Annotated in this window: 25 protein-coding genes; 21 read left to right on the top strand and 4 right to left on the bottom strand. The window is 34.6% G+C overall.

Annotation, left to right across the window (positions count from 1 at the left end; translation table 11 throughout):
* Position 1 precedes the first annotated feature (1 nt).
* From EAG08_RS06310 to EAG08_RS06280, 7 genes are all read left to right on the top strand, one after another.
* Complete coding sequence (locus tag EAG08_RS06310; protein ID WP_129534721.1) at positions 2–676, top strand: HAD family hydrolase; 675 nt, start codon at positions 2–4, stop codon at positions 674–676.
* Position 677: 1 nt separating this feature from the next.
* The gene (locus tag EAG08_RS06305; protein WP_129534720.1) at positions 678–1,502 is read left to right on the top strand and encodes a phosphoribosyltransferase family protein; all 825 of its coding nucleotides are present in this window, start codon (positions 678–680) and stop codon (positions 1,500–1,502) included.
* Positions 1,492–2,046 carry a TerD family protein gene (locus EAG08_RS06300; protein ID WP_129534719.1) on the top strand — a complete coding sequence of 185 codons (555 nt, stop codon included), beginning with the start codon at positions 1,492–1,494 and terminating at the stop codon, positions 2,044–2,046. Before EAG08_RS06305 ends, EAG08_RS06300 begins: the two co-directional genes overlap by 11 nt.
* 6 nt (positions 2,047–2,052) lie before the next feature.
* A complete protein-coding gene (locus EAG08_RS06295; protein WP_185145184.1) occupies positions 2,053–3,228 on the top strand; it encodes a toxic anion resistance protein in 1,176 nt (391 codons plus the stop codon).
* Between the two features lie 38 nt (positions 3,229–3,266).
* Entirely contained in the window at positions 3,267–4,187 is a 921-nt protein-coding gene (locus EAG08_RS06290; protein WP_129534718.1) for a hypothetical protein, read from the top strand.
* 39 nt (positions 4,188–4,226) lie between these two features.
* The gene (locus EAG08_RS06285) at positions 4,227–4,838 is read left to right on the top strand and encodes a TerD family protein (RefSeq protein ID WP_129534717.1); all 612 of its coding nucleotides are present in this window, start codon (positions 4,227–4,229) and stop codon (positions 4,836–4,838) included.
* A gap of 112 nt (positions 4,839–4,950) precedes the next feature.
* Entirely contained in the window at positions 4,951–5,988 is a 1,038-nt protein-coding gene (locus tag EAG08_RS06280) for a TerC/Alx family metal homeostasis membrane protein (protein WP_129534716.1), read from the top strand.
* A 104-nt stretch (positions 5,989–6,092) separates the two neighbouring features.
* Here the strand turns inward: EAG08_RS06280 and EAG08_RS06275 are convergent, their stop codons facing one another.
* Positions 6,093–7,094, bottom strand: a complete 1,002-nt coding sequence (locus EAG08_RS06275) for a catalase (RefSeq protein WP_129534715.1) — start codon at positions 7,092–7,094, stop codon at positions 6,093–6,095.
* 171 nt (positions 7,095–7,265) lie between these two features.
* On the opposite strand from EAG08_RS06275, the gene EAG08_RS06270 reads away from it, so the two are divergent.
* The 8 genes from EAG08_RS06270 (at position 7,266) to EAG08_RS06240 (ending at position 12,442) form a co-directional block, all read left to right on the top strand.
* Positions 7,266–7,700, top strand: a complete 435-nt coding sequence (locus EAG08_RS06270) for an FKBP-type peptidyl-prolyl cis-trans isomerase (RefSeq protein WP_129534714.1) — start codon at positions 7,266–7,268, stop codon at positions 7,698–7,700.
* Between the two features lie 108 nt (positions 7,701–7,808).
* The gene (locus EAG08_RS06265; protein WP_228446797.1) at positions 7,809–8,735 is read left to right on the top strand and encodes a hypothetical protein; all 927 of its coding nucleotides are present in this window, start codon (positions 7,809–7,811) and stop codon (positions 8,733–8,735) included.
* Positions 8,736–8,812: 77 nt separating this feature from the next.
* A complete protein-coding gene (locus EAG08_RS06260; RefSeq protein WP_262696810.1) occupies positions 8,813–9,334 on the top strand; it encodes a DUF4870 domain-containing protein in 522 nt (173 codons plus the stop codon).
* 86 nt (positions 9,335–9,420) lie between these two features.
* Positions 9,421–9,579 (top strand): hypothetical protein, encoded by a 159-nt coding sequence (locus EAG08_RS21895; RefSeq protein ID WP_228446796.1) that lies wholly within the window; start codon positions 9,421–9,423, stop codon positions 9,577–9,579.
* On the top strand, positions 9,567–9,908 hold the full coding sequence (locus tag EAG08_RS06255) for a nuclear transport factor 2 family protein (protein WP_262696809.1): 342 nt from the start codon (positions 9,567–9,569) through the stop codon (positions 9,906–9,908). The genes EAG08_RS21895 and EAG08_RS06255 overlap by 13 nt, the downstream gene beginning before the upstream one ends.
* A 126-nt stretch (positions 9,909–10,034) precedes the next feature.
* Complete coding sequence (locus tag EAG08_RS06250) at positions 10,035–10,445, top strand: Rrf2 family transcriptional regulator (RefSeq protein ID WP_129534712.1); 411 nt, start codon at positions 10,035–10,037, stop codon at positions 10,443–10,445.
* Positions 10,446–10,505: 60 nt separating this feature from the next.
* Positions 10,506–11,159, top strand: a complete 654-nt coding sequence (locus EAG08_RS06245) for an NAD(P)-dependent oxidoreductase (RefSeq protein ID WP_129534711.1) — start codon at positions 10,506–10,508, stop codon at positions 11,157–11,159.
* A gap of 107 nt (positions 11,160–11,266) precedes the next feature.
* Positions 11,267–12,442 (top strand): MBL fold metallo-hydrolase, encoded by a 1,176-nt coding sequence (locus EAG08_RS06240; protein ID WP_129534710.1) that lies wholly within the window; start codon positions 11,267–11,269, stop codon positions 12,440–12,442.
* A gap of 82 nt (positions 12,443–12,524) precedes the next feature.
* On the opposite strand, the gene EAG08_RS06235 is transcribed toward EAG08_RS06240, so the two are convergent.
* Positions 12,525–13,550, bottom strand: coding sequence for a M23 family metallopeptidase (locus EAG08_RS06235; protein ID WP_129534709.1), 1,026 nt, complete (start codon positions 13,548–13,550; stop codon positions 12,525–12,527).
* 223 nt (positions 13,551–13,773) lie between these two features.
* Between EAG08_RS06235 and EAG08_RS06230 the strand changes: the two genes are divergently transcribed.
* The 6 genes from EAG08_RS06230 (at position 13,774) to EAG08_RS06205 (ending at position 19,264) form a co-directional block, all read left to right on the top strand.
* Positions 13,774–14,814 carry an NAD(P)H-dependent glycerol-3-phosphate dehydrogenase gene (locus EAG08_RS06230; protein WP_129534708.1) on the top strand — a complete coding sequence of 347 codons (1,041 nt, stop codon included), beginning with the start codon at positions 13,774–13,776 and terminating at the stop codon, positions 14,812–14,814.
* A 464-nt stretch (positions 14,815–15,278) separates the two neighbouring features.
* Complete coding sequence (mqo, locus tag EAG08_RS06225; RefSeq protein ID WP_129534707.1) at positions 15,279–16,784, top strand: malate dehydrogenase (quinone); 1,506 nt, start codon at positions 15,279–15,281, stop codon at positions 16,782–16,784.
* A gap of 82 nt (positions 16,785–16,866) precedes the next feature.
* Complete coding sequence (locus EAG08_RS06220) at positions 16,867–17,262, top strand: hypothetical protein (protein WP_129534706.1); 396 nt, start codon at positions 16,867–16,869, stop codon at positions 17,260–17,262.
* Positions 17,263–17,266: 4 nt separating this feature from the next.
* Positions 17,267–17,893, top strand: coding sequence for a DUF1684 domain-containing protein (locus EAG08_RS06215; protein WP_129534705.1), 627 nt, complete (start codon positions 17,267–17,269; stop codon positions 17,891–17,893).
* Between the two features lie 4 nt (positions 17,894–17,897).
* Complete coding sequence (locus EAG08_RS06210) at positions 17,898–18,380, top strand: GNAT family N-acetyltransferase (protein ID WP_129534704.1); 483 nt, start codon at positions 17,898–17,900, stop codon at positions 18,378–18,380.
* Between the two features lie 74 nt (positions 18,381–18,454).
* Positions 18,455–19,264 (top strand): glucose 1-dehydrogenase, encoded by an 810-nt coding sequence (locus EAG08_RS06205; RefSeq protein ID WP_129534703.1) that lies wholly within the window; start codon positions 18,455–18,457, stop codon positions 19,262–19,264.
* Between the two features lie 89 nt (positions 19,265–19,353).
* Here EAG08_RS06205 and recO read toward each other — a convergent pair whose 3' ends face one another.
* Both recO and EAG08_RS06195 read right to left on the bottom strand, forming a co-directional pair.
* Positions 19,354–19,956 (bottom strand): DNA repair protein RecO, encoded by a 603-nt coding sequence (gene recO / locus EAG08_RS06200; RefSeq protein ID WP_228446795.1) that lies wholly within the window; start codon positions 19,954–19,956, stop codon positions 19,354–19,356.
* Positions 19,956–22,199, bottom strand: coding sequence for a hypothetical protein (locus EAG08_RS06195; RefSeq protein ID WP_185145183.1), 2,244 nt, complete (start codon positions 22,197–22,199; stop codon positions 19,956–19,958). Before EAG08_RS06195 ends, recO begins: the two co-directional genes overlap by 1 nt.

Below are 22,199 nucleotides of genomic sequence, written 5' to 3'. Positions count from 1 at the left end.
TTTGAAAACAGATATCGACATTCAAAACCACGCTCATTTTTCCTTTGATCTGTGGCTTACTTTAATAAAATCTCATCCCGAATTTAAAACAAAAAGAGTTGAGTTGTTTTCTTCGTTTTTTGAAGTGAATAAGCCAATTGATGAAGTTGCAAAAGTTGTAAAATATTACGATGATCTTTGCAATTCTATCAATGAAATAATTGGCGGGAATGTGGATACTTTCGAGATTTATTTATTAATCTTGAATGCTTTAGAAGTTGATTTGAAACAATTAAATAATGAGAAATTAAACGAGTTTTACCAAAAAAGCGAAGACTTATTTCTAGAATACAAACCTGTTGTGATTTTCGAAAATTTGCATCAGTTTTTTGACGAAATTAAAAATCAGGGAAAAACAATTAATATTCTAAGTAATACTGGTTTTATCAAAGGAACTACAATGAGAAAATTTTTGATTGATGAAAACCTTGATCAGTATATAGATTTTCATATTTATTCTGATGAATTGAAGATTTCTAAACCCAATCCGCTCGTTTTTCAGGAGGTTAAAAATTTAATTAAAAACCAGGATTTACAAATGAACCAGATTTTGCATATTGGTGATAATCCGATTGCAGATTACAAAGGAGCAAAAGATTTTGGTTTCAACGCACATTTACTAAAACATACGATATAATATGAACAAAAGGTATAGCTTGCACCATATTCATTCGGCGGACGAATTTACGTTTTCGCCTGCTGAATACAGCTATTTCAAGTATGGCGATAAGTCGTACGCAGAGAAATTTGCGAAAGAATTATTTGAAGGATTTATTGCTCAGCACGAAGAAATATTAAATACGGATAAAGAAATTCTCATATTGCCAAGCCCTTACATGGCGATTCCGACGGCTTCTAATTTTTTATGTTTTTACTTCAAAAAACAACTTGATTTTTATCTTTTCCAAAAAGGAAAAAAGTCAAGTATTTTATCAAAAATAAACAGGAATCATACTTATACGACAGATTACGGAAATTTAAGTTTTGAAGACCGTAAAAATCTGATTGCTAATGATACTTATTATCTAGATAAGGATTTTCTTAGAGGAAAACTTTGTATTTTTATAGACGATATAAAAATTACTGGAAGTCATGAATTTACTGTGAATAAAATCTTGAATGAATTTAATGTGCAGGCAGATTTTCTATTCATGTATTACGCTGAATTAATGAATTTTGAATTAGATCCTAAAATTGAAAACTATTTCAACTATTACGCTGTGAAAAACGTTGAACACGTTGCAGAAGTAATGCTGAAGCCGAGTTTCCAGTTTAATACAAGGATTGTAAAATATATTTTGGGCTTAGAATCAAGTAATTTTGATTATCTTACGTCTAAAATAAAAAAAGAGCAGATGGATCACCTTCTCGAGCTGGCAATTAGCAACAATTATCATTTATTAAAAGAATACGAAACTAATATAAACACTTTAACACAAACAGAACTTAATTATGGCTATTAACTTACAAAAAGGACAAAGAGAAAATATAAACGCACCTAAATTCACGATCGGTTTAGGATGGGATATCAATAATACATCTACCGGCGGTGCTTTTGATCTTGATGCCTCTTTATTTTTGTTGAATGACGGCAAAAAACTGGTTTCAGAAAACCATTTTATTTTTTACAATAACCTTGAGTCTCCGGATAAAGCGGTGATTCACTCTGGTGATAACTTAACGGGTGACGGCGATGGTGATGATGAACAGATCAAAATAGATTTAACGAAAATTGATGATGCTGTAAAAGAAATTACCGTTGTAGTAACCATTCACGATGCTGATGCAAGAAGACAGAACTTCGGACAGGTAAGAAATTCTTTCATCAGAATTTTCAATACCGAAACCAACGAAGAGATTTTAAAATATGAATTAGACGAAGATTTCTCTATCGAAACTGCCGTAGAATTTGGAAGAATCTACAATAGAAACGGAGAATGGAAATTCGAAGCGGTAGGAAGCGGTCAGAGAGACGGTCTTGAGAAATTTGTATCAATGTATCAATAATCAATTATGGATAATCAAGAAAATCAAAATATAGATCCGCTACAGTCGATCGAGCCTTTGAAGACGTTTGAGCCAACGCCAATACCACCAGCGCAACCTGCTCAGCCAGCGCAAAGTTCAGTTCCGGCAGTTCTTGTGGACAGAGACGGAAACGTGAATTTAAGTCAGATTCAGGATGCAGAGCGTCATAAATTTGAATTATTGGCCAACGCAATTGATGAATCGAATCCTGGTTCTATTGTGAATTTTGGTTCAGATTTACAGAAAACTTTAGCAAATCAGAGTGATAGTTTCTTAGGAAATGTAAGAAGATCAAATTCAGGTGAAGTAGGAGAGTTGATCAATAATTTATTGATTGAACTTAACTATGTAGACGTTGATGAGATCAATAACGGCGGAGTAAAAGGTTTCCTGAGCAGACTTCCTTTCATGAAAAAGATGTTGACTCAGGTGGATAATCTTTTTGCTAAATATGATAAAATCACCAGTAATATCGACCAGATTTCTCATAAAGTAAATGCAGGAATCATTACTTCTACGAAAGATAATGCAGTTTTGCAGACGATTTTCGACAGCAATGTCAATTCAATCAAAGCGATTGAAGAATTGGTTATTGCCGGAAATCTGAGAATGGAAAAAGCAGCTGGAGAATTGGCAAATATGGAAACCAATGTTCAGAATTTTGCTGATTACCAAATTGCTGACAAAAGAGATTTCATTAACAGATTAGACAGAAGATTGGCTGATTTGAAGGTGGTGCGTCTGATCATGATGCAGTCACTTCCGCAGATCAGGTTGGTGCAAAATAATAACGTTTCGATTGCTGAAAAAGCACAAACGATTTTAACGACTACTTTACCGGTTTGGAAAAATCAGCTTTCATTAGCAGTTGCGATGCACAGACAGCAGCAGAATATTGAAGTTCAGCAGAAAGTATCTTCTACAACAGAAGAAATTCTGAGAAAAAATGCAGAACGTTTGGGTCAGAATTCAATCAATGTAGCAAAAGCCAACGAGCAGACAATTGTTTCTGCTGAAACTTTGAAAGAAACTACTGCAATGTTAATCAATACCTTGAACGAAGTAAAACAAATTCAGAAACAAGGTACTGAAAGCAGAAGAAAACTAGATCAAGATCTGCAGACTTTAGAATCAGAATTGAAAGCAAATATCAGAGGATAAAACAGGACGAAAGCGTGAATGATGAGGTTGTAAACATAATGTCCCAAAGCAGAAGAAGATTAACAAAGCTTAAACTTCTCTCTAATTTCTTTGAAAATATTGACGTAATATCGGTTTACATAAAAACAGATATTATTCATAAATTATTCGAAGAAAACAAGACTTTAGATTATAACAAACTTGAGCTTTTTCATTTGCAATATACTGACAGTCTAATAGAACTGCTCACGAAGATCAAAAAGAAAAAGGAAAATGATCTTTTGGCAGTGATTAACGAAATCAATATCAACAACCAGTATATTGATGCTTTTGAGGAGAAAAAAATAGATAATTTTGAAACAGACCGGAAATTCTATAGCGGAGTTTTTTCTGAACATTTAAGAAAACTGTATAAAGATCTTACCGAAGATAAATTTACGCTGAATTGGAATGACGTTTTATATTTTCACAAAAAATATGCAGTAGAATTCTACAGAACGGAAGCTGACGAAAATAAGTTGAAATTAGGCAACTTTCCGTCTTACCAATATCAGGATTATTTGATAGAAAGAAAATTATTGGGTAAGCTCAATATTCAGAATTTTAAAGTTCGTTTCGTGTGTGGCTACAGAATCGGAAGGGACGAATATGAATTGTTTAAGATTTTTCAGTCGGATGAGCATTTTATTTTTAATGTTGAAGAAAGAAAATTATACCTGATTGATGATGAATTATCTTATTTAGATACTTCCGAAAATGAATCAAACCAGGCTTCGGTTATGAATCAGCTCAAAAGAAGAAACGAAGAGCTTGAAGAAACCATTCACGAAAAGAAAAGAATTTTGCCTGAAGGGGTTGACAATGTTTTAAAAGATTATCTCAAAAATATCGAAAGTGTAGATATCATGAGCAAAATATTTGACGTGAACGAAGAAACCAATATTCTTAGGGCAATGTTGAATTTAAACTTAAATAACTAAACTAAATTTAAATAATAAATAATAAATAAACAATATAAAATGGCTATTAACTTACAAAAAGGTCAGAGAATAAACCTTACAAAAGAAAACGGAACAGCGCTTACACAAGCTTGTGTCGGAATAAACTGGGGTGCAATTGAGAAGAAAAGTTTCTTTGGTGGCGTTTCAAAAGAAGCAGTAGATTTAGATGGAAGCTGTATTTTATATGATACAAACAAAAATGCTACTGAAGTAATCTATTTCGGTAATCTGAAATCTAAAAACGGTTCTGTAAAGCATAGTGGAGATGATTTGACAGGTGATGTTAGCGGTGATGACGGATTGGATAATGAAGTGATCACAGTTGATTTTGCAAATTTGGATCCAGCAGTAGAGCACGTTGCTTTGGTTTTGAACAGTTACAAAGGACAAGATTTTGGCACCATTCCTTTTGCTTCAATCCGTATCTATGAAGGAACTCCTACGAACGTGAGAGAAGTTTTTGCTAAATATGATATTGCCAATGATAAATCTTTCAGTGGTCACGTAGCAATGGTAATGGGAGTTTTCTACAAGAGAAACAACGAATGGAAATTCAATGCTATCGGAGATCCTACAGCTGACAGAAAATTGGAGCAGACGATTGAAACCGTTAAGCAGAAATATTTGTAAAATAGTAAACAATCTGTCTGAAATTGTATAGTTTTAGGCTCATAAATAGTAAGCAATACCTGTATCTTTACAGCTATTGCTTTTATCATATAATAACACATATTAATTTAAAGTGGAACAACATAATATTTTAGATTTACACCCTGGCTTAGTTTGGGGATTTGCGATAACGGTTGTTATCATGCTGCTCTTGGACTTAGGGGTTTTTAACAAAAAAAGTCACGAGGTATCTTCAAAAGAAGCGACCATTTGGTCAGTCGTTTGGATTTCTCTTTCAATGGTTTTTTCTGGAGTTGTATATTGGGTTTTCAATACCGACGGAACGGCTGGAAGTCATGCGGTAGCTGTAGAAAAATTTACACAATATCAGGCAGCGTACTGGATTGAGAAAGCGCTTTCTGTAGATAATTTATTTGTATTTATCTTGGTGTTTGGGTTCTTTAAAGTTCCTAAATTTCTTCACCACAAAGTTTTGTTCTGGGGAATTATTGGAGCTTTGATCTTCAGGGCTATCTTTATTTTTGCAGGAGTTGAGTTGATTGATCTGACTTATTTACCTGAAATGAATGTTTTTGGTCATGCAGTAAGAATCAACGTGGTAATGACCCTTTTCGGATTGTTCCTGATCTATGCAGGAATCAAATCTTGGGGCGACGGCGGTGATGACGATGATGAAGATTACAGCGATACAGCAGGCGCAAAATTGATTAAAAGCTTTTGGAAAGTTTCCGATAACTATGATGGCGATAAGTTCTTCACCATACAAAACGGAATCAAAATGGCAACACCGCTTTTGGTAGTTGTGGCAGTAATTGAGTTTACCGACGTATTGTTTGCGGTAGATTCAATCCCGGCAATTTTTGCAATTTCAAATGATCCTTTTATCCTTTATACATCGAATATTTTTGCGATTTTAGGATTGAGATCGTTGTATTTCTTGCTGGCGAATTTCATTCACATGTTCAGCAAATTACCTTATGGTTTGGCGATTATTTTAGCCTTTATCGGTGTTAAAATGTTGATTGCGCCTTGGTATCATATCTCATCACCGGTTTCATTAGGAATTGTAGGTGGAGTATTGGTCATCTCGGTTCTGCTATCCATCATTTTCCCTGATAAAAAGGAAGATGAAAAAGAAACAATAGAATAATAAATATTGAAAGGCTTTACAATTTTGTAGAGCCTTTTTTATTTAAACTTTCTAAGGTTTTTTAAGAATAAATTCACCCAGTCACTTGCGAAGCAAAATTCACCTTACTTATATTTCAATAGCTTATTAATTTTCTTTCTCGTCTGCAGCGAAACCTTATAGGCTTCATCCCTCAATTTCTGAATTTTCCCTACTGGCTGAAAGATTTCTGCGCTTTCGAAAGGGTTGAAAGACAGTAATTCGTTATCACAGGTATTAGGTGTAAGAAAAGAATTTTTCTCAATTTTCACTTCACCGATTTTAATAAAAGGAGAATTTTTCCATTCACGATTCAAAGTATTGATGGGTTGATCTTTCAAATCGTAGCAGAACTGAATCATCACATCAGCATCATAATTTTCCTGAAGACAAAAATTTTCAATTGCTTTTTTTGTAGTTAAATCTTTACCAAATTTTCTTTGCGGATTTTTCGGGCTCAATTTTATCTTCATCATGTGGTCTCCTAAGCGGTACACACCGACAGAATGATAATCGAAAGACAACATAAAGTCATTCTTTTTAAATAAAAACTCTAAACTTTTCTTTAAAAATGAACCCGTGAAAATGCTTGGCGTGACTTGATAAACCTGCGATAGTAGAGGAGTAATATTCCCCCATTTTTTAATAAAAAACCGATTGACTGCGGTAAATAATTTTAAAAAAATAGAAACAGAATTAATAGGAAATAGAGGGAAGTTGACCAAAGGATAATTGGCAATCGTACGATCTGCATCATCCTTAATCTTTATTGCAAAACCATAAGCAGGAATATCTTTTCTATTATTTTTTATCTTTAAATGGGCATTAGAAAGCCTTACCACAATATTGTATTTTTCCTTATCAAATAAATAGAGTAAATCAGACCGCATTTCAGGGTTAATGATAAATTCTCCTTTCAGAACTGCGTATGTTTTTGCATGAGCGTTTCTTGTTGCATAATTAACGTCGCTGAGAGTCGCTGAGTGCTCTACAAAGTCTGCAATACTTTTTTTATTTTCCTCAAGAAGCTGTTTTTCTTCGTATGAAAGCTTGTCAAAATTCTTATTATATTTTAGTGGATTTGGCATATAGTTTTTAAAACTCAATTATAACGCCAAGTTTCTAATTCTAGGTTAAGAGAATATTAAACTTGTTTGAATTTTGAGATGCAGAATTATAGAACAAAATTGAAACTATAAAACTTCCTGATTTTGACTCCTTTCTTCCCGCTGCAAAAACATTATCTTTGTAAAAAAATTATGGGAGTAGCAGATATGTTATTTAAACGCAAAAAAGAGCAGGCAGAGAAAAACCTGAAAGACGGTCAGGAATATATGATCGAATACGGTAAAAGAGAAAGCGTGGTAGAATTGCCAAGCGGTTTGCAGTACGAGATCATGGTTGAAGGTGACGGACCAAAACCGGGCCCGAAATCAATGGTAAAATGTCATTACCATGGGACGACAATTGGTGGGAAAGTTTTCGACAGTTCTGTAAAAAGAGGAACTCCGGCATCATTTCCTTTAAATAAAGTAATCAAAGGTTGGACAGAAGCTCTTCAGTTAATGCCTGTAGGCAGCAAATGGAGATTGATCATTCCTCCTCATTTGGCTTACGGTGATCAGCAGATTAGTAAGGAAATCGGCCCAAACAGTACCCTTGTTTTTCAGGTTGAATTGTTAGATATTAAATAAATTCAACGCATATATTTAAATTAAATTACCTGTTTTTCGGGTAATTTTTTTATTTTAGAACATCGTATTTTAAAGTCTGATGAGAATGAAGAAGTTTTTCTGTTTTTTGTGATTTCAATTTTGCTTACCTCGTGTGTTTCCAAAAAGAATCAAACGATAAAGCAGAATATCCTGACTCTGAAAGACAGTTACTGCAAAGCACCTTTTCAATATAATTACAACAACAAATTACCTTCTTATAATTCAGATTCTATTCTTTTGGCAAATCAAAAGCTGAAAAATGTGTTTTCTGACCAAAGTATTTTAGTTTTAAACGCTTTAGACAACCTTGATGAGGTGAATGAAATTATGGAACTGAAAAAAGATTCTTCTCTTAGTTCACAGGTGAAAGTTCTTCAGCTTAAAATGAAAATCAACAGCAAAATTACCATTGCACTGACAGAGTTAGATGCCGTTGCTGCCGAGTTTGATTGTGAAGGTGAGCGTGTCGCACAGATCGGAAGTTATGTTGATAATCTGAATGACTCACGAAACAACCGATTGATTTTATATTCAATCGTTGCCGGTGCAGCCGCTTCCGTAGCGGGTGGAATCGTAAAGAATGACAGTTGGAGCAGTGCCATCGACATTGCTGGTGGTGGTTTGGGAGCAGGTTTTGGTTTGGCAACTTTAAATCCGAAAGGTAAAAAAGTAGAGTTCATTCATCAACGAAACTTGCTGAGAGATGTTTGGAACGAAAAACTGGAATCTCCGAATTTCCCGCCTTTTATTTGGTATATGTATACTGAAAAGAAGTTTTCGAACAGACAAGATCATTCGATTGTAAAAAATATGAAACAAAGATGGCTTCATTATCAGTTTGATGACCAGCAGACTGCGGCTGATCAATCGGTAATTTTCAGCGATGGAGGATTCTATCGTGCCGGAGATCTGCAAAACCGTGCTGCGATGCTCAATCAGATGCAGTCGGCAACGAGAACGATTAACCAGACCATCAATTATTTGCTTTTAGATTTAGATAAATTGATTTTGTAATCTTGAATCTTTAAATTTGTTTCTGCAATGTCGGAATTAAAAAAATAAGGGAAGAAAAGAATCTAACTCAGGAAGAATTGGCTGAAAAGTCAGGCCTTTCTGTGAGAACAATTCAACGGATTGAAGCTGGAACAGAACCAAAAGGATATACTTTGAAGACATTAGCTTTAAGTCTCGAAATTTCAGAAAAAGATTTGTTAATTGCAGAGATTTCAAACGAAGAAATCAAAGTTGAAGAGCTAATTTCGATGACAGAAAAAGAAGAGGTTTTCAACTCTACATTAATCAAAATGATTAACCTTTCTTCACTTCCTCTTGCATGGTTTCCGATTGCTAATTTTTTGCCACCGTTATTTATTATGCTTTTTACAAAAGAGAAATCTCAAATCGTAAAACAAATCATTTCTCTCCAAATATTTTTAGCCATCATTTCTCCGATTATTTTTATGCTGATTGCCCTTCTAAAATTAGGTTCAGAATCTGTGATGATGACGATGGTTTTCTTAGCACTGGCAAATGTTTACATTATTCTGAGAAATGCTTACGAAATTGACCAGAGAAAAAAACTTCGTTATCAATTGAATTTCAATATTATATAAACTTGGAGCATCATTGTCGGGTTTTTGTCGGGTTCATTTTTTGAGTTGAAATCAATTTATTCTGAATCTTTGTCAAAAATAATTCAATGACAAAAAAACTCAACATCAGCATTTTTATTCTTTTCCTTTTCTTCGGAAATGTACAAGCACAAATTGAGAAAAATTCCCCATTATTTTTAGAATTAAAAAAGAAGACAGTATCTTTTTCGAACGAGGATTTAATGGCTGTGATATGGCATTTTTAGAAAGAAAAGTTGATGATAATTTGAAATTCTATCACGACAAAGGAGGCTTTCAGGACAAGAAATTGTTTCTGCAAAGAACGAAAGAAAATATCTGTTCAAATCCCAAACAAAAACCGATTCGTAAAGTAATTGAAAGCAGCTTGGATGTTTTCCCTTTATACAACAACGGTGTTTTGTATGGAGCAATACAAACTGGGGAACATCAATTTTTTATTCGTGAAAAAAATAAGGAAGATATTTTGGGTGGTCAGGCAAAATTCACAAGTGTCTGGGTCAAAAAAGAAGGAAATTGGATGATGAGTGATGTTCTCAGTTATGATCATCAATAGCAAATGATATAAATAAACTTTAAAACTAAAGCTCACTTTTTCTCATAAAATTAATTACAATTAGAAATTTTTAATTGTAATTAGTTTTGTTACAATTAAAAATTGTGTATCTTTGTTGCATAATTTATGAGCAATACAAGATTTGCTACGGCAATACATATCATGACTTTATTAGCAAAAGTTCCTCAGGAGTGGCTTACTTCTGATTGGATTGCTGGAAGCATTAATGTAAATCCTGTAATTGTTCGTAAAGAACTGCGTGAATTGCGTGAAGCAGGATTAATCACAAGCCGATTGGGAAAAGAAGGAGGAACCAAGCTAGTGAAAAGTGCTGAAGAAATTAAAATTTCTGAAATCTATGCAGCTGTAAAAAACAACGAAGTTTTAGGAAAGAAAAATCAGAAACCCAATCCTGCATGTCCAGTAGGGAAGGAGATTAACAATCATCTTTCAATGCTTTTTGAGCAGACAGATCTTTTGGTGAAAGGTTTTTTGGGAAATAAATCGTTGCAAGAATTTACCAATCAATTTGATTAAAATTTTTTGTCTTAAAATGTAACAAATAGTATTACAATTAATGAAAATAAATAAAAAAGTATGAACAAAAAAGTAGCAGTAATCGGAGCCACAGGATTTGTGGGAACACAGGTAGTAAAAGAATTGGAAAACAGAGGATATTCTGTAGATGCCATTGTAAGAGATGCTTCAAAAGTGGAGCAGAAAGAAAATGTAGTTGCAAAAAGTATTGATGTCAATAACATCGATGATTTGGCTGAAGCTTTAAAAGGAAATGATGCAGTAATCAACACGTTCAATGCAGGCTGGACAAATCCTAATCTTTACAATGATTTTCTAAACGGAAGTAAAAACATCGAAAAAGCAGTTGAAAAATCGGGTGTCAAAAGATTTATTACTGTTGGTGGGGCAGGAAGCTTGTTCATCGACGGGAATCAATTGGTTGACAGTCCGGATTTCCCTGCAGACATCAAACCGGGAGCCACGGCTGCAAGAGATTATTTAAATGAAATCAAGAAAAACGAAATCTTAGACTGGACGTTTTTCAGCCCAGCCATCGAGATGCACCCAGGAACTGCAGGAATCAGAACCGGAAAATACAGAACTTCTTTAGAATCACCTGTATTTGACGAAAACGGAAGAAGTGTTTTGTCTGTGGAAGATGTAGCGGTTGCTTTGGTTGATGAATTAGAGCAGAATAACCACATCCGTGAACGTTTTACGGCCGCTTATTAATTAAAAAAATAAATTATCACAATTTGATATAATGAAGAAGGTTTTGTGGACTTTGCGTTAAAAGCAGTTAGTATTAAAAGTGGATATTTAAAATTAAAAAAACAATAATGTTAGGAAAGAAATTATTATCACTAATAGTCTTATTTGGTTTTGTAAGCATCGTATTTGCGGGAAATTTAAAGATTAAAGTCTACAATCCGGGTTCAAAAGCGATCTTTCCCATTACCTCAACAATAATTTACGGAGATAAAGATGCAATTCTTATCGATGCACAGTTTCAAAAGCAATATGCAGAAGAACTTGTCAAGAAAATCAAAGCGACTGGAAAGAGTCTGAAAACAGTTTTTATTTCTCAAAGCGATCCTGATTTTTATTTTGGATTGGATGTCATCAAGAAAGCTTTCCCAAATGTGAAAATTATTTCCACAGCACAGACAGCTTATCTTATTTCGGCTTCAAAAGATGATAAACTTGCAGTTTGGAAACCTCAACTGAAAGAGGATGCTCCTTCAGAAATTATTATTCCAGAAGCAGTAAATTCAATTCCAGATTTGGAAGGAAATAAAATTGAACTTAAACAAAACCTTGATGATTCAGCGCATAGTTTTCTTTGGATTCCATCATTGAAAACGGTTGTTGGAGGAATTTCAGTTTCTGTAGATTCTCATCTCTGGATGGCCGATACACAGAATCAAAAAGCTATCGATCAATGGATCGGGCAAATTGATGCTATGAAAGCATTGAATGCTACACAGGTTGTATCTTCCCATTTTGCAAAACTGACTCTTTCTCCAAGCTCGTTGGATTTTGTAAAAAATTATCTTGAAAATTATAAAAAAGCAGTCGCCGAAAATAAAACTTCAGATGCGATTGTTAATTTTATGGTTAATAAATATCCAAATCTTCCCGGAAAAGATGAATTGACAATGGGAGTCAAGGTTTTCTTAGGCGAAATGAATTGGGATTTAAGATCACCTTATCCTGCGATTGGACGAAAAGTAGAAGTGAACTTTGGGGCTGTTCAATTTGTTTTAGATTTTAAGGACAATAAAACCATGTCTTATGTCGGAACAAAAGGTGAAGTAAAAGGACTTGCAGATACAGTTGGATACACTGCAACAGAAGTTTCAAAAAATGTATTTATGGTCTATTGGTACGAAGCTAAAGCTGGTGTAAACGTTGTAAATGTTCAGGACTATAATAAGAATATTATTTATTCAAATATCTTGAAAAAAGACGGTTCATCAGATCATCCAAAAGGAATGATTAAAATTATAAAATAATTCATTCTTATTTATTATTTATATAAAAGAGTTTCGGCGGCACCAAAGGTGCCGCCGAAACTCTATAAAGATCAATTTTCTTTTATAAATTCATAAACAATTTCGGATTTACCGGCGTATTGTTTTTGTGTACTTCATAATGAAGGTGCGGTCCAGTAGAACGTCCTGAGTTTCCAGATTTTGCAATCACTTGTCCTACTTTTACTTTGTCATTTGCTTTAGCAACTAACTGTGATAAGTGTCCGTATAGTGTTGCCAGACCATTTCCGTGGGAAACAATCACACAGTTTCCGTAACCTCCCTTTTGTCCTGAAAAAATAACTGTTCCGGCTGCTGTAGCAATTACATCAGACCCAAACGGCACGGCAATGTCTAAACCTTTATGAAACTGCATTTGGTCAGCTTCTGCAGGTGGATTATTTTTCTCCGGTGCTTTTGATGTATTTGTAGCAACAGTTTTCGTAGAAGAAGCTGTTGGAGCAGCGGCAACGGCTTCTGTTTTAGCTTTTGGCGTTACCCAAACTTTTACCTCACGTTTATTTCCGTAGCTGTCCGTAACTTCTAATATTTTTTCGTAAGGTTCTGCTTTTACTTCAGGTTTTGGAGCGGCTACAGCAACAACTGCTGGCTTTGCTTCTGCAGTTGATTTTACAGATGCATACACTGTTTTGAATGGAATTGGGTTTTTTCTGATTCCAAAATTAGATGAAATGTAACCTTCACTCGGCATTCCCAAAGGAACCTGCATCAGTTTTTTCTGCAAATCCATCAGATATTTGCTGTATCTGTTTGATTGTTTTGCCAGATAAATAGAGTTCGAGATACTGTCACTATCAAGAACCATGAGCTTTTCGTTCTTGATGTCTTTAGATTTTAAAAATGAGTTCAGCTGTCCTACTGTTTGATCTACTAAATTAAGATCTGTCTTCATTTTCAGGTAATCTACACTGTCTTTTTCGGTGTTTATTTTTACCAGATTGACTTCGTAATTTTTATCATCTTTTTTCGAAAATAAGCTGGCGATAAAAATACTTTGTGCAAAAACTATCAGTAAAAGTCCTCCAATCAGAATGTTTACCTTCTTTTTGCTTCTTAAAAATTTCTTCATTTTCTCTTTCTTAGAATTTAAAAACCGTTTTAAGGGTGCAAATTTAATTAAAAATAATATTTGAGCGATATCTTTAATTTAAATTTATGATAATCTATACTTAACGGATTTTTAGATATTTAATTGTATAGTAATGTTAAATTTTTCAAAAAATGAGGTTTATCAGATTTATAAAGTCTTGTTATTTCTTTGTTTTAATATATTTGCAGTTCACACTTTAATTATGGCGAAAAAGAAAACAATTTCAGAATCAGCGAACTCAAAAAAGCCTAAAAAAGACATTTCCGTAGGAGTTGTCGGCAGCGGAAGTTTTGCTACAGCGATTGTGAAAATGCTTGTTGAAAACTGTAAAACAGTACATTGGTGCGTGAGAAGTGAATTTGTAAAAGGTGCAATCGAGCTTCGTGGTCACAACCCGACGTATCTTACGGCAGTTAATTTTAATCTTAAAAATTTAAAGCTTACAACCGATATCAATGAGTTGGTTACAGCTTGCGATGTGGTGGTTTTGGCAACTCCGTCCATTTATCTGTCAGACACGATGGATAAAATGACCTGTGAGTACAAAGACAAAATTTTTGTATCGGCAATCAAAGGGATAATTCCTAAAGTCAATGATGTCGTAGCGCACTATTTAAAGGAAGAATTCCAAATCGGTTTCAGAAATCAGGCGGTAATTGCTGGGCCTTGTCACGCAGAAGAAGTTGCGATGGAAAGATTGTCTTATCTTACAGTTGCTACCGTTGAAGATGAAACTTCTGATAAATTGGTCGGAATTTTTAATTCAGATTTTATTAAAGTTAATTCTAGCAAAGATATTTTAGGAAATGAGTACAGTGCCATTCTTAAAAATATTTTCGCAATCGGAGCGGGTATTGCAAGCGGTTTAGGCTATGGAGATAACTTTACAGCAGTCTTCGTGTCCAATGCGATCCGTGAGATGGAAACCTTCCTCGAAGCGATTTATGAAGCACCTAGAGATGTCAACGAGAGCGCTTATTTGGGAGATTTACTCGTGACGGCTTATTCATTGTTCTCAAGAAACAGAAACTTAGGAAACCTCATTGGAAAAGGATATACCGTAAAATCCGCCATTCAGTCGATGAACATGGTTGCTGAAGGATATTATGCTGCTGATTCAATTTATAAAACGGCAAGACAGAAAAATCTTGAACTTCCTATCATTGATACTATTTATGCGATTTTGTATGAAGGTAAAAACGCAGAGAAACAGTTCAAGAAACTGACTGCAAAATTGAATTAAAAATAATTTAAATTAAATCAAAAATAGAACATCAGCATTCATTTGCTGGTGTTTTTTTATGGCAGCTATTTCCGCCTTCCACTCCCGCTTTTTTACCTCCGCTTTGCTCCTGCAAAAAGAGCTCCGTTCAAGTCGGGCTGCTGCAATTCGATGTTTAAGAGCCAAGAAGAAAGCGAAAAGAACAAGGCGTAAATTATGATAAAAACGAGTGGAATAATACAAACATCCTGCTCCTACGGAGCTCCCAATTCCTCCGTGATATTGATTTCTACAAACATTTTGCACCTATTGAGCAAAAGTTTTAGTGATTTCAATTTTTAGAATATCAATTAAAAAATCTGCAAAATCCGTTCAATCTGCGAGAGAATAATTTGAAAAATCCAATTCAAAATTATCGTGTTAAAAATCATTAAACACGCATTTAATAAAAAACTTTTCCCGAAATTCGTAGTAAATTTAATGGAATGCCGAATACAATTTTAAGCAGAACGCCAAAACCAAAATACGACGTTGTTTTAATCGGAGGCGGAATTATGAGTGCCACTTTAGCAACTTTACTTCACGAATTTGACCCAAATCTTGAAATAGCAATTTTTGAAAGACTCGGAAGATTTGCCAAAGAAAGTACTGCCGCTTGGAATAATGCAGGAACAGGGCATTCAGCTTTCTGCGAATTGAATTATACACCGGAAAATGAAGACGGAACAATCGATATTTCAAAAGCAGAAAAAATTGCCGAACAATTTGAAATTTCAAAACAGTTTTGGTCTTATCTTATTGACAAAAAATATATTTCTACTCCTTCAGATTTCATCAATTCTTGTGCACACATGAGTCTGGTATTTGGAGAAAAAGATGCCGAATATCTTAAAAAACGCCACGATGCGATGAAAGATTCTCCATTGTTTTCAGCAATGGAATTTTCAACTGATCATGACCAACTAAGAGAATGGATTCCTTTGGTGATGAGCAAAAGAAATGAATCAGAAGTTCTGGCAGCCACAAAAATGGATTTGGGAACCGATGTTAATTTCGGAAGCTTAACTCGAAAAATGGGGAGACATCTGCTTGAAGACTCCAATGTGGAAGTTTTCTTGTATCATGAAGTAAAAGACATCGACCCAAGAGATGATGGAAAGTGGGAAATGAAGGTCAAAGACAGAATCCACAGTCATAAGCAGGAAGTGGTTGCAGACTTTGTTTTCATCGGAGCCGGAGGGTATGCATTGCCGTTATTGGAAAGTTCAGACATTAAAGAAAGCGAAGGCTACGGCGGTTTTCCGGTTTCCGGAGAATGGTTGGTGACGCACAATCCTGAGTTGGTAGAAAAACATCAGGCAAAAGTGTACACTCAGGCAACTGTCGATGCACCGCCAATGTCGGTTCCGCATTTAGATTTAAGAATTATTGATGGTAAAAAAGCCTTGTTGTTTGGTCCGTTTGCCGGATTTTCCACTAAATTTTTAAAAGAAGGAAATTATCTTGATTTGCCTGCAAGTGTCAACACAAAGAATATCAAATCATTGTTCGGGGCTTGGTGGCATAATATTCCACTGACAAAATATCTGGTTCAGCAGGTTGCGATGACCAAAGCTCAGAGAATTCAGCATTTAAGAGAATTTGTGAAAGACGCCAAAGAAGAAGATTGGGAACTGAAAGTTGCAGGACAACGTGTTCAGGTCATCAAAAAAGACGGTAAACAAGGCGGAAAACTTGAATTCGGAACCGAGGTCGTAGTTAATCAACAAGGCACGATTGCATCTTTATTGGGTGCTTCTCCAGGAGCTTCAACAGCAGTTTTTGCAATGGTTAATATTCTTGAAAAATGTTTTCCTGAAAAAATCAATGGAGAATGGAAAGAAAAATTATTGGAAATGATTCCGTCTTATGGACAGAAATTAGCCAACAATCCTGAACTTACAGAGAAAGTGAGAGCTTACAGCAAAGAAAAATTAGAACTCAAACATTAAATATAAATAATGGGTAATGAGTAATGTGAATTTGACCGAATTTAGATATTACCCATTACCGATTCTGCATTACCCATAACCCATGGAAGAAGTCATTGTAAAACCCATTATCGCAAAAGAATTGCTGGAATCTCTTCAGACAAAGGTTGATGAAGAGAAGCAGGTGATTGTGCATTGTTGTTTTCCGGCGTCACCGTTTTTGGGAAATCTTATCAGAATATGGAATACGACTTACTTGGTAGACAATTCTTCCAGCCACAAAAGTAAGTTGATTCACGCAGAGAATATTACGATTTATCCTAATTGGACAGCAGTTCCTTTTATGAGAGATTTTTGGTTTACATTGGTGTTTTCTGGACTTCCGAAAGACTGTACAAGTTTTGATTTTAAAGAGATCATTCCTGAAGAAGGTGGTTTTTTTGTGAAATCAATTAAAAGAAATTCGTCAGATATTTATAGAATTAAAATTTCAGAATAATTCAATGAAAAAATATATCCTATTTCTATTTTTTATACTTCCGGTATTTGCATTTCCCCAAAATAATAAACGGCAATCGAAAGAAATTAAAGAAATCAAGAAATTTCAGCAAGATTTAAATAAAGAATATTTAGATCCAAAAGAAACACCACTTAGGGATGATAATTTTGCGAAATTTAAACAACATCCTTTCTTTCCGATTGATTTAAAATACAGAGTTATTGCAAGATTTATTAAAACTGAAAATCCTCAACCTTTTGATTTGCCAACATCATCAGGAAAATCAAAATCGTATCAGGAGTTTGGGAAAGCAACCTTTGAATTAGATGGAAAATCTTATACCTTAACCATTTACCAAAGTTTAGATTTAATGAAAATGGAAAAATATAAAGATCATCTTTTTCTTCCTTTTCATGATGAAACCAACAATAAAGAAACTTATGGTGGGGGAAAATATATGGATCTGAAAATTCCAAGCGGCAATACGATTGTTTTAGATTTTAATCAATCCTATCAGCCTTTCTGTGCTTACAATGCGTATGATTACAATTGCCCGATCGTTCCTGAAGAAAATAAATTGGCGGTAGAAATACGAGCAGGAGTAATGTACGAAGATATTTATCATCATTAAAAATATGATTGAATTAAAATTTTATCAACCTGAAGACCTTCCTGAACTTGATTATGTTCTGGATGATATCCAGTCGCAGTATACCTCAACTGCAAAGCAATCTTTAGAAAGAATAGAAGAGAGAAATCACAAAGGAGATTTTTTTGCTTACCCGATTACCATTTACTATGATGAAAAGATTGCCGGATTTTTTGTGCTTGATTTTGGAGAAGATAAATTTGATCTTACAGAAAATCCGGATTCGGTTTTGCTTCGATCATTATCTGTAAACCCAAATTTTCAGGGAAAGGGAATTGGAAAATCAGCAATGATTGAAGTCGATTATTTCATAAAAGAGCATTTTGCAGATTGCAATGAAATTGTTTTAGCTGTAAACGAAAAAAATACCTCAGCTTTTCAATTGTATGTCAAAAGCGGGTATGAATTTGAAGGTAAAACGAGAGAAGGCAGAAGCGGACCTCAGTTCTTATTGTTTAAAAAACTCTAGGATAATTTAGAAAACAAATTTCTAGTTTGGCGTGATACTTTCAATTGTGTTTAGACACTATTTGAATATTCATTATGGAAGTATCATTAAAAAATCAGGTTGCCATCATCACAGGTGCATCAAGCGGTATAGGAACGGGAATCGCAAAATCTATCGCCGAAGCCGGAGCAACCGTTATCATCAATCATTCTTCAGAAAAATCTCACGATAGCGCTCAGGAAGTTTTAAAGGAAATAACCAATGCAGGAGGTAGTGGAATAACTTATCAGTGTGATGTCTCAAAGGAGGATGAAGTTATTAGAATGTTTAAAGATGTTATTGCACAATTCGGAACGGTTGACATTCTCATCAATAATGCCGGAATTCAGAAAGATGCAAAATTTACCGAAATGACATTAGACGACTGGAATGCAGTGATGGGAGTAAATCTTACGGGACATTTTCTTTGCTCAAGAGAAGCCATTAAAGAATTTCTACGTCGCGGCATTGATACTACCCGTTCTGTGGCTGGTGGAAAAATTATTCATATCAGTTCGGTACACGAAATTATCCCTTGGGCAGGTCACGCAAACTATGCCGCAAGTAAAGGAGCTATCAAAATGCTGATGCAGACTTTGGCGCAGGAATACGGTGCAGATAAAATCCGGGTGAATTCTATTGGGCCGGGAGCTATTCAAACACCTATTAATAAAGAAGCTTGGGAAACAAAGGATGCTTTGAATTCGTTACTTGAGCTGATTCCTTATAACAGAATAGGTCAGCCGAAAGATATTGGGAATTTGGCGGCATTTTTAGCAAGTGATCTGGCAGATTATATTTCCGGTGCAAGTATTTTTGTGGATGGCGGAATGACCAGCCTTGAGAGTTTTTCGGATAACGGATAAGTTTTATTCAAAAATCTGCTGAATAATTTCTAAAGAATTCGGAGTCTTAAAATCCGAAATGTGATAATGATAATAAACCAAAATACTGTCTAAAAATCCTTTTCTTTTGAAGATGGAATTTTATTGTCGTAAGGATTCTGTGACGAAATAATGCTCTTCCAAAATAAAGAAATTTCCTCATCAAATAGCAGGTGATTAGAAAAAGGAGAAAAAGTTCCGGTTTCCGGATCAAGAAAATTTCCTTCATCTAAAAGTGGTGCAACCCCTTGAATTTTTAATATTTTAATTAAAAAAATAAGGTGTGACTGATAATTTTTGTTGTTGAGCTGGTCTATAAATTCATCAATGACATAAAACACTGCTGAATTTTTATTTTCGTTTCTTAAAATTTGGTTTAAAAAATCTGAAATAAAAAATACGACAGTATTGGCTTTGATGTCTGTATATAGGTCATGTAGATTCAGTATTTCAAGATTAGATATCGTCTGCATACTGCCACTTCTGCTACCAACTCGTATCGAAAAATTTAATTTATTTAAAGGCAAAAGAAAGGCTTTCTTCTTATTCTTTCGGGTATAAATACCTTTTAGAAAATAAGTCTGAAAGCCTTCCTCTTCGGTAAAACAATGCAAAATTGCATCGTTTTCACCATATTTTATAAACGAAAGTAAAAAACCGTTTTGAGAATTCATTAATTAACAACGGCTATTTTCGCAGTTGCTTTATCGCTTGCATCTTCGTTGGTCATCAGCACAAAATAGATTCCTGAAGCTACTCTTTTCCCCTTCTGATTGTTGAGATCCCATTCGTAATATCCGGTTCTGGCAATGGCAGAATGTACAATGTTTCCTGCAGCATCAGTGATTCTGATATTTGTTTTCTCAGCTAATCCTTTAATCGTTACTTTACCTTTAAACTGAGCATAAACCACAGGATTTGGGTATACTAAAACGTTTCCGAAATCAGAGGTTACGTCGGCAACATCTCCTTGGTAAGTTACAATGCCATCAAGTGTCACAAAGTAAACCTTCCCGTTGGTCTTATCGACCTTAATATCAGTTACATTGTTGGTTGGAAGGGGAGAGTTTTCTTTTGTAAATCTCTTGATAACCTGTTCGCCAGATGCTGACAAGTAATAAACGCCACCATCTTCTATTGAAACCCATTTTTGGTTTCCGCCATCAACTTCAATTTGAAGAATGCTGTTGTCACGGAATAGTTCCTCAGCAATACCATTTTGTTCGATGATAATAGGAGTAGTTTGAGGGTTGTTTTCTGTAATCGCTGATTTTGGGTTTGAAAGAATTCTGAGGCCTATACGTGTACCAATCCACACATCATTATTTTTGTCAATTGCTGCTGATATAGTTCCATTAGCAGGCAAGTTATTTTCCTTACGTATAATCTTAAATGGTGATGTTGTTGATGATGGATTGTTACCATATTCTTTGATGATTAATCCACCAGGGTCAAAATATGGACAAGGTATATATAGGTATCCTTCTTTCGTAAATGGTTTTTGAGTAGATACCGCACCAACAATAGGAATCAAAGTAAAGTCATCTGCAGTTCTGTTATAAAGATAATATCCTGCGTTTGCAGAAACATTTTCTATAAGACCGGCAGAAACAAATAAATTATTGTTTTCATCAAATGTTATACCTATTGGGCGATTGTAAGCAGGATCGGAATCATTGTTTTTGTAAACTTTCTTAAAAACATTATTCTCCATTTTGTAAATCCCTTTCTCGCCATTCGAGAATGAATAATTAGCGAAAAATACTTCGCTTGGATTTGATGGATTTGCTACTGCATCTAACACGTTGAAATTTATAGGATTATTTACAAAATAATCCGGATAATTCCATTTGCCTCCATCAAAATGATAGTAACCGAGATCTCTGAAGATGGGTTGATTGTAAGCATCTCTACCTCCTGTAGAAACCCAGATTTGGTCATTTAGCAAAGATATCTTATAAGAAATATTATTATATGGTCCATCCGGTTTATAGATAACATTATCTTCACTCTTTAAACCAGATAAAATAGTTCCGCAAAATATTTTTGAGCCAACCTTTGTTGCCGTATTACAATTCTCTCCAACGGTTACCGATCCTGCGAAAGTTCCATTCGTATTATAGCTGTAAATTCTGCTGGCATCTGTAATAATAATATTATCAGCATTCACTACCACATCGCTCACATTTCCAAAAGCCTGTGCAAGTGGTGTAGAAACTCCGTTGTTATAAATGTAGGTTGCTGTAGCAGATGAAAAAGCGACTATATTTTCAGAATCAATATCTGTGAAATTTCCAGCCAATTCTGTAGTCCATGTAGTGAATACTGGAAATGTTGTGTTTAGGTCGTGAGTCTTTAATCCTGTATTGGTTACAGAAAAAACTTTATTATCTTTAATTGTAGCTTCGTTACTTGCCTGATAAACTCCTCCGGTAACAAAGAACGCAGAATCTCCAAATTCTTTCTTTTTCAGATCAAAAATAGAAACTCCATATCCTACGGAAACTACAGCTCTATCGCCAGTGATTGAGATGTGATTGATCTTTTTACTTCCATTATATCCGGTTGCAATAGGAATATCAATAACATACGTAATTCCTTGAGGCGTAATAATATCCAAAGAACCATTTTGATACCCAACAAGACCAATTTTTGTCTGCGGATTATAATCAAATGCGGATATTTTCACCTCATGCAGTCCGTTTGCTTTAGAAAGCTTTGAAATTTCCCCTGTAGAAACAGTATAATAAAAAATTCCATTTTCTGTGGCAGCAACTATTTTTCCGTTATCTTCTTTTAATGCCAAGACATTATTGTAAGAAAATAAATCTGCCCATTTTTTTGATGAAATATTCTGAGCCTTTACCATCTGGAAAGTTGCCAAAATACCAAGAGAAATTATAGAGAATTTTTTCAT

It is taken from the genome of Chryseobacterium sp. 3008163, assembly GCF_003669035.1.
Taxonomy (GTDB): Bacteria; Bacteroidota; Bacteroidia; order Flavobacteriales; family Weeksellaceae; genus Chryseobacterium.
This window is presented reverse-complemented; position numbering and strand designations above follow the sequence as displayed.